Source organism: Edaphosphingomonas laterariae (genome assembly GCF_900188165.1).
In the GTDB taxonomy this organism is placed as follows: Bacteria; Pseudomonadota; Alphaproteobacteria; order Sphingomonadales; family Sphingomonadaceae; genus Sphingomonas_E; species Sphingomonas_E laterariae.
Window position 1 is genome coordinate 1 of record NZ_FZOS01000003.1, and the last position, 11110, is coordinate 11110.

Sequence of the window (11110 nt, forward strand, 5' to 3'; positions counted from 1 at the left end):
CTTGGCAGAAAGGCTTCAAGGTGGACGACTTTTACGCCGCCCGCAGCAGGGCTATCCCGCCGCTACCGTGGTCGAATATTGCTCCGCCGTTCTCATAGCGGCGCTTGGCCGTCTGGTAGGGCCCGAACCTCTCCGGAAGATCACGCCAACGCCCCCCTGATCGGGCTAGCCAGAGCAAGGCGTCGAGAAACAGTCTGCCATCACTGCGCGGGCCGCGCTTACCCTTGCGGCCGCCCGGAACAAACTCTCGCAATCGCTCCCACTGATCGTCCCGCAGCACTTCCCCTTCCACGCCAACCTCCAAAAGTCAGCGTTGAATCAGAAATCCAGTCCAACGTGAATCCCTAAAATGTCACTACAGCCTAGCGTATCACGAGCAACGCGATCGTCGTCACCGCGCCGAACACCAGGATCGCGATGGTCAGCATCGTCACCGATGTCGCCGGCGGCTCGAAATGGCCCGCCATGATCTGGGTGTGGACGGACTGGTAGCGATAGAGCGACCAGACCAGCAGGAACACGCCGATCACCACCATGCCAAGGCCGATCAGTTCGGTGCTCTGCATGCGCAGCGCGGTTTCCTTCGCCGGCGTCGCCGCGCGCTCATTCTCGGCCAGGAACACCGCGAACCGGTTGAGCGTCACGCCGAAGCTCATCATCGACACGGCGGTTCGCAGATAGGAAAGGTGCGTCCGCTCGTTCGACAGGTGCGAACGGTCGTCGGACAATTCCGTCCGGTGCTGCGACAACTCGGTCCGATAGTCCGAAAGGTCGGTGCGATGTTCGGACAGGTCGGTGCGATGCTCCGACAATCGCGTGCGATGTTCCGACAGGCCGGTGCGGAACTTCGACAGCGTCGAAGACACCTCATCCTCGGTCTTGCCGGCCAGTTCCTTGATCAGTTCCGGCGGGAAGGCATAGGGTGGCGAGCCGCCGGTCGTGCGATCCATCGGCAGGTCCGCCGGTGGATCATAGGTCGATTTCGCAGGGCGCAGCCTCAATAGCTCGGCGAGTGATTTCATCGGACGTCCATCCCGGTCGTCGGACGGGCAAGGCCCGCCTGGATGGCCCCAAGCTAACCCCCCAACCGATCCCGGCAATCGGGAGAAATCCCGAGATCGCCCAGCCCAAGCGGCCTCAGGCGACGTGGGCAAATGCGGGGTGAGGCCGCTGTCCGTGTTTTCTGCTTGAATCCTGACGGTCAGGACACGCCGACGTTGCAAATATCCGCGCATTGGCGCGTGTGCCTGATTGCAGACGACAGCTTGCTCTCATAGCGTGCCGACATGAACAGCCACTCGATCGCAGCTTCGTTATTGATCACGGGCTTACTCGGTGCTTGCTCCTCGTCGGTCGAGCGGCAACTCGAAGGGCACGTCTTCGATATTCCTAAGGTCAACGACATTGCGGACAGTGACACGCCGTTTTTTTTTACCAGCGCTCGATCCAAGTGACGGCTTTTCCTTTTATCTCAACCCGGAGGCGAGCCCACCCGATCGAAATCTAATTGGTGTGGCTAGCAAGGAACGAATGTGTGCCCGCGCGGCCGGAACTGAGGCGCGAATAAATGCGACTGTTTGTGCATCTCGCTCGCTTCCATGGCGTGGCCAACCACTACGGAAAGTAAGCGATGGGGTTTTCTGGACCTATGATCTGCGAACGGGAGTGGACCGGAAATCAACCGTATCACTGGCGAGTTGTTTTGCGATGGCGGATGGTTCTCGACAGGGGCTCTGCACTGCAAGTCTGCCGCATGGTGACCTCGTCCTGACGATCTACTTTCGCGATAATCAGATAGCTTCGCTTCAGGCTCTATACGATCAATCGACCGCAAATTTGCAGCGGTGGGAGCGCTAAGCGCAGGGCGGCTTCACTTCTTGCGGCGTGTCTATAGCTGACAGTTCGCTTCCGCCGACAAAACGGCCATTCAAGTATCCAACCCGGCTCCCGAAAACCGACGGTCATTCACCATCGGAATTGGTCCACGCCACGTCAGGCCGCGCGCCAGTCGCCCGAGCGCCCGCCGGACTTGGCGATCAACCTTACGTCGCCGATCGTCATCCCGCGATCGAGTGCCTTGGCCATGTCGTAAATGGTCAGCAGGGCGACGGAAACCGCCGTCAGCGCCTCCATTTCCACGCCCGTCTGATGCGTGGTCCGCACCGTGGCGGTGGCCGCGACGCCATCGTCTTCGACCACCAGATCGAGAGTCACGCCGGCAATCGGCAGTGGATGGCAGAGCGGGATCAGGTCGCTGGTTTTTTTGGCGGCCATGATGCCGGCCACGCGCGCCACCGCGATCACGTCGCCCTTGGCGACCGCGCCATCGCGGATCGCGGCAGCGGCGGCGGCCGACATGGTGATCCGCCCGCTCGCCGTCGCTTCGCGGGTCGTCGTTGCCTTGGCCGATACGTCGACCATGCGGGCCGAACCCGTTTCGTCGAGATGGGTGAGGCGGCCTTCGGTCATTGGCCGGTCAGCAGCTTGCGCGTTGCTGCTTCCACATCGGCCTGCCGCATCAGCGATTCCCCGACGAGACAGCAGCGCACGCCATGTTTGGCCATCCCGTCCAGATTGGCCTTGGAGGCGATGCCGCTTTCGGTGACGAAGGTGCATCCGGCTGGCGCGCGATCGGCGAGTTCGTAGGTGCGGGCGAGATCGATCGTGAAGTCGCGCAGGTCGCGATTGTTTACGCCGATCAGCCGGGATTTCAGCTTCAGCGCGCGATCGAACTCGTCGGCATCATGCACTTCGATCAGGGCGTCCATCCCCAATGCGATTGCCGCGGCCTCGATCTCGGCCATCTGCCCGTCGTCGAGCGCGGCGGCGATGATCAGGATGGCATCGGCGCCCAGCGCGCGCGCTTCCACCACCTGCCACGGATCGACCATGAAGTCCTTGCGCAGCACCGGCAATGCGCAGGCGGCGCGGGCCGCGACCAGATAATCGTCATGGCCCTGGAAATACGGCTCGTCGGTCAGGACCGACAGGCAGGCCGCGCCACCGCTTTCATACGCGCGGGCATGGGCCGGCGGATCGAAATCGGCGCGGATCAGGCCCTTGGACGGGCTGGCTTTCTTGATCTCGGCAATCAGCCCGAAGCCGCCGGCGGCCACCTTGGCATCCAGCGCGGCGCGAAATCCGCGTGGCGCCGATTGCGCGGCCGCGCGCGTTTCCAGTTCGCCCAGCGGTGTCCGCGCCTTGCGACGGGCCACTTCGGCGCGCTTGGCGTCGCAGATTTCAACGAGCTTGTTCATCAGAAGGCGATCCAGCAGTCGAGCAATTGCTTGGCCAGCCCCTTGTCGATCGCCTCGGCGGCCTCCTCCACGCCCGCGCGCAGATCATCGGCATGGCCGGCGACGATCAGCGCGGCGGCGGCGTTCAGCAGCACGGCATCGCGATAGGCGCCTTCTTCGCCATCCAGCAGGCGGCGCAGCGCGGCGGCGTTGAAGGCTGCGTCGCCGCCCCGCAGCGCCTCGTTCGGGTGGCGGGTCAGCCCGGCATCCTCCGGCGTGATGCGGATCGTGCCTTCGCCGCACGCGCCGATGCGGACGATGGTGCTGGGCCCCGCGATGGAAAGCTCGTCCAGCGGCTCGTCGCCCGCCACCATCATCGCCGATTCGGTGCCGATCAGGCGCAATGCTTCAGCATAAACAGGCAGATAATCCGGTCGTGCGACGCCGATCAGCTGGCGCGTCACGCGCGCGGGATTGGCGATCGGGCCGATCAGGTTGAAGATCGTCCGGCGGCCGATCGCGCGGCGCACGGCAGCCAGATGGCGGAGCGCGGGGTGATGGAGCTGGGCGAACAGAAAGGCGATGCCAAGATCGCCAAGGCTTTCCGCCGCGCGTGCGGATGCGCGGTCGAGATCGAGGCCCAATGCCTCCAGCGTGTCCGACGATCCCGCCTTGGATGAAGCCGCGCGGTTGCCATGCTTGGCCACGGGCACGCCGCAGGCCGCGACGACGATGGCAACGGCGGTCGATACGTTCAGGCTGTGCGATCCGTCACCGCCGGTGCCGCACACGTCGATGGCGCCGGCTGGCGCCGCGATCGAGATCATGCGTTCGCGCAGCGCCATCGCGGCGGCCGCGATCTCGACGCTGGTTTCGTCGCGTTCCGCCATCACCGTCAGGAAAAGGCGGGCGTCCTCCTCCGCGACCCGGCCGTCGAGCAGGTCGCCAAAGGCGGCGAACGCGGTCGCGTGGTCGAGCGGCCGGGCGGCGTCAGGCAACAGCACGCGCGTTGTCATGCCGGCAGCCTCGCCGCGATTCCCGCTTCGCGCAGGAAGTTCGCCAGCATGTCATGGCCATGCTCGGTCGCGATGCTTTCGGGGTGGAACTGGACGCCGTGGATCGGCAGCTCGCGATGGCGGAAACCCATCACCGTGCCATCGGCGGTGCGCGCGTTGACGACCAGCTCCGCCGGAATGTCCTCGACGACGAGCGAGTGGTAGCGCGTCGCGGTGAAGGGGGAGGGCAGGCCGGCAAAGACGCCGCTGCCGTCATGTTCAACCGGGCTGGTCTTGCCGTGCATCAGTTCGGCCGCGCGGACGACATGGCCGCCGAAATGCTGGCCGATCGATTGGTGGCCCAGGCACACGCCGAACAGCGGGCGCTTGTCCGCCGCGCAGGCCGCCACCAGATCGAGCGAGATCCCCGCTTCGTTAGGCGTGCAGGGGCCGGGCGAAATCAGGAAGCCCTTGGCTCCGCTCGACATCGCCTGGCCGACGCTGATCGCGTCATTGCGCACCACGTCCACCTCGGCCCCAAGTTCGCGCAGATAATGCACGAGGTTCCAGGTGAAGCTGTCATAATTGTCGATGACGAGGATCATGCCCGATGCTTTAGGGGCGTGGGCACGATTGGGGAAGGGAGCTTACCTAATTTGCCGGCAATCGCAGGTTGCCCCTCCGGCAAGCCTGGCATTGCCCGTCAGGCGCCTGCCACCATCAGCGCATAGCCGCCCAGCGCCATCGCGCCGCCGACCGACGTGCCGACCAGCAGATAGCCGAACACTTCGACGATCTTCGGGTTGGCGCGCTGCGCCTTGCGGTTGCGGTTCGCGCTCGACAGCACGAAACTCGCCAGCATCCCATAGGTCAACGCAGCCGCTTCCAACATCTCAGTTACCCGATTCCCGCTCTTCGCACATGCACAATGCGCGGCATTCGCTAAGGGCGAGTTAACCCTGTTGCAATGGCAGCTACTGGCCGAACCCCGCATCCGTTGCACGGCTGATCGCTTCGCGCGCCGCGGCGATCAACGCGCCGGACTTGGCCTCGCACTCGCGTTGCTCATAAGCCGGGTCGCTGTCGGCGACGATGCCGGCGCCGGCCTGGACGTGCATCACGCTATCCTTCACCACGGCGGTGCGCAGGACGATGCAGCTGTCCATCGATCCGTCGGGCGAAAAATAGCCGACGCCGCCGGCATAAGCGCCGCGCGTTTCGGGTTCCAGCTCGGCGATGATCTCGCACGCGCGCACCTTCGGCGCGCCGGAAACGGTGCCGGCGGGGAAGCCGGCGAACAGGGCGTCCACCGCGTCCTTCTCCGGCGCCAGCCGGCCGACGACGTTGGATACGATGTGCATGACGTGGCTGTATTTTTCGATCGTATAGCTGTCCGTCACGGTGACCGTGCCGGCTTCCGCCACGCGGCCCACATCGTTGCGCCCGAGATCGAGCAGCATCAGATGTTCGGCGCGTTCCTTGGGATCGGCGAGCAGCGAATCGCGGTTGGCGGCATCCTCGGCGGCGGTGCGCCCACGCGGCCGCGTCCCCGCGATCGGCCGGATCGTCACCTCGCCATCGCGCGCGCGGACGAGGATTTCGGGCGACGACCCGATGATCGCGAAGCCCGGCATGTCGAGGAAATAGAGGAAGGGCGACGGGTTGATCCGCCGCAGCGCACGATAAAGATCGAAGGGTGGCAGCGGGAAGGGCAGCGAGAAACGCTGTGCCAGCACCACCTGAAAGATATCGCCCGCCGCGATATAATCTTTCGCCTTCAACACCATGTCGCGATAGCGCACCGGATCGACGGCGGGTTGCGGAACCGCGTCGGGCAGATTGGCCGGGGTCGCGCCGCGCGCGGGCAGGGCAGCGGCCAGCCGCGCGGCCACGCCCTCGATCCGTTCATTGGCGAGCGCGACGGCGGCGTCGGCATCCACCACCGCATCGGGCCATACCGGCGCTACCAGGAACAGTTCGTCGGCCAGCCGGTCGAAGATCAGGATCACGGTCGGCCGCACGAACAGCATGTCCGGCAGGTCGAGCGGATTGGCCGGCGGGCGCGGCAGTTTTTCCACCAGACCCACCGTTTCATAGGCGAAATAGCCGACAAGGCAGGCGAGCGCGGAGGGCAGCCCTTCGGGCACGTCCATCCGGCACGCGGCGACAAGCCCGCGCATTGCGGTCAGCGTGTCGGCCCCGCACGGCTCGAATGCTTCGCGGTCGGTCAGCCAGCGGTGGTTGATCGCCGCTTCGGTGCCCTGCGCGCGGAACACGAGGTCGGGCGCGAGGCCGAGCAGCGTGTAACGGCCGCGCGCGGCGCCGCCTTCGACCGATTCGAGCAGGAAATCGCCACGCCCCGGTTCGATCAGCTTGAGCGCGGCGGCGATCGGCGTGTCGACATCGGCGATCTGCCGCCGCCACACGAGCGCGGGCTGCCCCGCGCGCAGCCGTGCCGCCGCCTTCGCGTCCTCTGCCGGATTCACTGGCCCTGGCCGCCGAGTTCGGCCTTGAGCGCGGTGATCGCCGCTTCGTTGCGCTTCACGCCCACGTCCTTCGACGCGGCGGCGATGAACTGCTGGATATATTCATCGCCCATGCTGCGCGAAAAATCGCCGCGCAGCGACGCGATCAGCATCGGCTGGGTGCGGGCATCGCCGGGGATCACCTCGCCCAGCTGCACGACGAACCAGCCGCTATTGTCGGGCGCGGCGAGCAGGCGGGTTTCGCCCTTCTTCATACCGAACATCAGCTTCAGCGGCGGCGGGGCCGGGCGGTCGCGGCGCAGCAGATCCATCTGGCGGGCGTTCGCCTTGGCCGGTGCGGGCAGGCGGACCTGCGTCTGGGCGAAGGCTTCGGCCATCGGCGTGCCGGCCTTGATCTTGGCGAGGATCGCGTCGGCGATGGCGCGGGTCTGCTTGGCAGACCGTTCGTTGCGAATGCCGGCGATCACGCCTTCGCGCACATCGGCCAGCGGTGCGGGGGCGGCGGCCACGACTTCGGAGACGGCGACGAGCGCATAACGCTGGCCGGTGCCGATCGTTTCGACGGCAGGATCGTCCTCGGTGGTCATCTGCGCGGCGGAACGCATCAGCAGCGGCAGCTCCGGCGGCGCCTTCCAGTGGGGCTGGGCGGGCGCACGGCCGTCGGGCAGGATCGCGGGCGTGGTGACGACGGTCAGGCGCTTGTCGCGGGCAACATCGTCGAAGCTGGCGCCGTCGGCGATCGCATCCTCGATGCCGCTGATCATCGTGCTCAGCGCCTCATCGCGCTTCTGCTTGGTCAGCGAATCGGCGATTTCGGCATGAACGGCGGCCAGCGGGCGGGCCGCCTGGCCGGTGATCTTCGCCACCTGCACGACATACCAGCCGAGATCGGCCTTCACCGCGCCGCTGGTGCCGCCCTGCGGCAGGGCGAAGGCGGCATCGGCCACGGCGGCCGACGCATTTTCGGCAAGCTGCGCCTTGGCGGTGTCGAGCGTGATCGCTTCCGAACCCGCCGCCTTTGCCGCATCGGCGATCGGCGTGCCGGCCTTGGCCTTGGCGGCGATCGCCTCGGCGGCCTTCTGGTCGCTCACGATCACCTGCGCGATCGTGCGCGTCTCGCTGGCGCCATAGGTCGCGGCATTGGCCTTGTAGAAGGCCTGGATTTCCGCCTCGGTGGGCGCGGCGGCGGCGATCTGGTCGGTGCCGAACAGCGCATAACGCAGCACGCGGCGCTCGGGGATGGTGAAGCGCTGGGCGTTCGCCTTGTAGAAGGCCTGGATTTCGGCGTCGGTGGGCGCCGGGCCGGCCGGGATGGCTTCGGCGGGAACGACGCCGATCAGGCCGGCGCGCTGTTCCAGCAGCAGCGAAGCATTGGGCACGACGATGCCGTCGGGCACCCGCGCGCCGCCGGCGATCGGCACGAACATCTGGCGGCGCAGCGCATCGCCGGCCATTTCGGCGCGCAGCTGGCGTTCGCTCATCCGCGCCTGGCCCAGCGCGGCTTCCATCGCGCTGCGATCGAACTTGCCGGTCAGGCCGAAAAAGGCCGGCGTGCTGGCGATCTCGCCGTCGATCAGCCGGTCGCTCACCGTCAGCCCCTGTTCGCGGCCCCAGGTTTCGAGCGCGGCGAAGGAAATCGTCTGGCCGATCACCTGGTCGACCCCGCCTTGCGCGGCGAATGCCGCCATGTCGATTCCCGGCGTTTCGCGCTGGGCCTGGCGCAGCGCGGTATCGACGCGCTGGCGGGCTTCGTTGGAGCTGATCTTGTTGCTGCCCACGGTCGCGATCTGGCTTCCACCGCCGCCATTGCCGCTGATCCAGCTGGGATCGATGCTCGTCACCGCAAAGGCGATCAGCACCAGCCCGAACAGGGCCAGAACCAGCCAGGAGGAAAGTGCACGGCGGAAAAAGGAAATCATCGCTGGTCCCGAGGCGGTTGCCGAAGATGTTCCGCCATAGAGGTGCGGGCTTGCGCCATCAAGCGGGGGGGCGCTACGGGCGGCGGCGACTTTGCAATTGGAGGGCGGTGATGGCTTTGCGCAAGCTGGTGGCTGGCAACTGGAAGATGAACGGATCGATCGCGGCGCTTGCCGAGCTTGATGCGATCGCGGCGGCGGCGGCGGCGAATCCCGGCCTCGACGTGGCGATCTGCCCGCCCTTCACGCTGATCGCCGCCGCCGCGCAGCGCCAGCCGGGCCTGGCCATCGGCGCGCAGGATTGCCACACCGGCACCAGCGGCGCGCACACCGGCGATGTCGCGGCGGGCATGATCGCCGAAGCCGGCGGCAAATATGCCATTGTCGGCCATAGCGAGCGTCGCGCCGATCATGGCGAAGGCGATGCGCTGGTCCGCGCCAAGGCGGAAGCCGCGATCGCAGCGGGCCTCGTCGCCATCGTCTGCGTCGGCGAAACCGAGGCCGAGCGCGATGCCGGCCGCGCCGTCGCGGTGGTCGAAGGCCAGCTCGATGGTTCGGTCCCGCCGGCGGGCACGGGCGCCACGCTCGTCGTCGCTTATGAACCCGTCTGGGCGATCGGCACCGGCCGCACGCCGTCCACCGCCGACGTGGCGGAAATGCACGCGGCCATCCGCGCGCGCCTGAGTGGGCTGCTGGGTGGCGAAGGCGCCAAGGTCCGCATCCTTTATGGCGGATCGGTGAAGCCCACCAACGCGGCCGAACTGATGGCGGTCGCCGATGTCGATGGCGCGCTCGTCGGCGGGGCCAGCCTCACCGCGGCGCAGTTCGTGCCGATCATCGAAGGCGCGGCGGGCTAAGGCTCACCCGTCCGATATTCCTTTGGGTGCCCTGGCGAAAGTCAGGGCCCATTGCCGCGCCGCCAAGGTCGCACGCGCAAATACGGATCACGGCCGCTATCGGTGTTTTTTCCGCGTGAATCCTGACGGTCAGGACCGCGACATAGCGGACGTTCGTTCATATACGTCATGCCAGCGAAGGCTGGCATCGCGTTGTGGCTGGTGTAGCGTCGCCGCATAAGCGAGGGTGGCTGGACCTATATCCTTACGAACAAGCCGAACGGCGTTCTCTATATCGGTGTCACCACCGATCTCGCCGCGCGCATGATGCAGCATCGCAGAGGCGCGGGTTCGGCCTTCTGCCGGAAATACGGCGTCGATCGGCTGGTCCTTGTCGAGCCGCATGACAGCATCGTCGAAGCCATCACCCGCGAGAAAGCTCTGAAGGCGTAGCAACGCGCATGGAAAATCCGGTTGATCGAGGCCGCCAATCCTCAATGGGATGATCTGTTCGAGCGCATCCTGTAGCCGACAGCGATGCCAGCCTTCGCTGGCATGACGTTCTCATTCGACGTCCGCTTCCCCCGACTTTTCGGCCCTTCGATCGTGGCGTCCGGCGGCCTGATTGCTGACCGTCAGCTTCCCGCGCTTTGTGGAAAATTCCTGCCTGTCAGGACACGCCGACAAGGCTGCCGCTGCTGGCTTTGGTAGCTCACGACCCAAAGCGGAAATTAGCGATCAATGGAGAATCACTCGTCGTAGGGGCGATTATCAACGAAGAAGTCCACCAGCACTCCGACGGTGTTGCCCTTCGCATCGGCGAGCCTGAACAAGGGATAATCCTGCCTCCCGCTACCCGCCTCGACGGCGATGAGCACACTTGACCCATCCTTCGTAGGGGCGCGCACCGACTTACTGTCCGGCAAATTCGCTTCTGGGGAGACTGCGCTTAGCAACCGGGGAATAGTCCAGATGCGTAGGTCCGGGTAATCGGCTGCGATCCGAGCAATCACGCCCTCACCGGCGAAAGTCGTGATTGTGCCCTCCACACCCAGTTCAGTTCCATGTTCGTCGGTCAGCGGCTCAATCGTCGTCACGCCTTCATTGTCGCGCCGCAACGCAAATGCATGCGAGACATACTCCTCATAATCGTATGTTGCCTCTGACCCCAGATGCGCCACCGTCAGGACCACCTCATATTCGCCTGCGACGACTTCGGCAGTTATGGCCCCTTCAGAGTTGTTCGGATCGGCGATCACCAATCGGCCCTCCATGACGGCAATAATTCCAGCCGATTCTCGCCGACTGTTGACTAGGGCGCCCGCCCAGGCTTCTCCTATCCGCTGCGTCCAGTCGGGATCGGGGCGCACCTTGAACTGGATTTGATGGTTAAGCGGGTGCTGAACGAGCGTGGCATTTTCCCCGCGTTCCACCCCGTCCACTTCCTCAGCGCCTAGGCCGATTCGGGCTGCAAGTGCTCTGAACGCGGACCACATCGTGCATCTCACAAGTTGGGGGACGATTACGATCTTGATGTTGTAGTTGGCGGCCGACGGCAGTTGCAACAGACAAGAGCACAGAGCCTCCTTTGAGCTCCCGGCGGAATGTCCGCCTTCCACCCAAGGCCAACGCTGTGGCGTG

11 protein-coding genes and 2 pseudogenes are annotated in these 11110 nt (G+C 65.6%); 3 read left to right on the forward strand and 10 right to left on the reverse strand.

Translation table 11 applies throughout. The features are described from left to right. Positions 1 to 94: 94 nt before the first annotated feature. Both CHB74_RS03865 and CHB74_RS03870 read right to left on the reverse strand, forming a co-directional pair. A pseudogene (locus CHB74_RS03865) lies at positions 95 to 292 on the reverse strand (transposase); the annotation flags it as partial. A gap of 70 nt (positions 293 to 362) precedes the next feature. Beyond that, complete coding sequence (locus CHB74_RS03870; protein WP_179220709.1) at positions 363 to 1022, reverse strand: YidH family protein; 660 nt, start codon at positions 1020 to 1022, stop codon at positions 363 to 365. A 264-nt stretch (positions 1023 to 1286) separates the two neighbouring features. On the opposite strand from CHB74_RS03870, the gene CHB74_RS22215 reads away from it, so the two are divergent. After that, positions 1287 to 1454: a hypothetical protein gene (locus CHB74_RS22215; protein WP_218821380.1), complete on the forward strand. Its 168-nt coding sequence runs from the start codon at positions 1287 to 1289 to the stop codon at positions 1452 to 1454. Positions 1455 to 1992: 538 nt separating this feature from the next. On the opposite strand, the gene moaC is transcribed toward CHB74_RS22215, so the two are convergent. From moaC to CHB74_RS03905, 7 genes are all read right to left on the reverse strand, one after another. Then, complete coding sequence (gene moaC / locus CHB74_RS03875) at positions 1993 to 2469, reverse strand: cyclic pyranopterin monophosphate synthase MoaC (RefSeq protein WP_089218313.1); 477 nt, start codon at positions 2467 to 2469, stop codon at positions 1993 to 1995. After that, complete coding sequence (gene trpC / locus CHB74_RS03880; protein ID WP_089218314.1) at positions 2466 to 3260, reverse strand: indole-3-glycerol phosphate synthase TrpC; 795 nt, start codon at positions 3258 to 3260, stop codon at positions 2466 to 2468. Before trpC ends, moaC begins: the two co-directional genes overlap by 4 nt. Continuing rightward, a complete protein-coding gene (trpD, locus tag CHB74_RS03885) occupies positions 3257 to 4252 on the reverse strand; it encodes an anthranilate phosphoribosyltransferase (protein WP_089218315.1) in 996 nt (331 codons plus the stop codon). Before trpD ends, trpC begins: the two co-directional genes overlap by 4 nt. Beyond that, on the reverse strand, positions 4249 to 4836 hold the full coding sequence (locus CHB74_RS03890; protein ID WP_089218316.1) for an anthranilate synthase component II: 588 nt from the start codon (positions 4834 to 4836) through the stop codon (positions 4249 to 4251). The genes trpD and CHB74_RS03890 overlap by 4 nt, the downstream gene beginning before the upstream one ends. A 98-nt stretch (positions 4837 to 4934) precedes the next feature. Further along, positions 4935 to 5123 carry a hypothetical protein gene (locus CHB74_RS03895; protein ID WP_089218317.1) on the reverse strand — a complete coding sequence of 63 codons (189 nt, stop codon included), beginning with the start codon at positions 5121 to 5123 and terminating at the stop codon, positions 4935 to 4937. 82 nt (positions 5124 to 5205) lie between these two features. Continuing rightward, positions 5206 to 6717, reverse strand: a complete 1512-nt coding sequence (gene trpE, locus CHB74_RS03900) for an anthranilate synthase component I (RefSeq protein ID WP_089218318.1) — start codon at positions 6715 to 6717, stop codon at positions 5206 to 5208. Next, positions 6714 to 8636 carry a peptidylprolyl isomerase gene (locus CHB74_RS03905; RefSeq protein ID WP_089218319.1) on the reverse strand — a complete coding sequence of 641 codons (1923 nt, stop codon included), beginning with the start codon at positions 8634 to 8636 and terminating at the stop codon, positions 6714 to 6716. Before CHB74_RS03905 ends, trpE begins: the two co-directional genes overlap by 4 nt. Before the next feature lie 110 nt (positions 8637 to 8746). On the opposite strand from CHB74_RS03905, the gene tpiA reads away from it, so the two are divergent. Both tpiA and CHB74_RS03915 read left to right on the forward strand, forming a co-directional pair. Continuing rightward, entirely contained in the window at positions 8747 to 9490 is a 744-nt protein-coding gene (tpiA, locus tag CHB74_RS03910; RefSeq protein WP_089218320.1) for a triose-phosphate isomerase, read from the forward strand. Between the two features lie 216 nt (positions 9491 to 9706). Further along, a pseudogene (locus tag CHB74_RS03915) lies at positions 9707 to 9997 on the forward strand (GIY-YIG nuclease family protein). 221 nt (positions 9998 to 10218) lie between these two features. Here the strand turns inward: CHB74_RS03915 and CHB74_RS03920 are convergent. Next, the gene (locus CHB74_RS03920; RefSeq protein WP_144033713.1) at positions 10219 to 10911 is read right to left on the reverse strand and encodes a hypothetical protein; all 693 of its coding nucleotides are present in this window, start codon (positions 10909 to 10911) and stop codon (positions 10219 to 10221) included. Positions 10912 to 11110 lie beyond the last annotated feature (199 nt).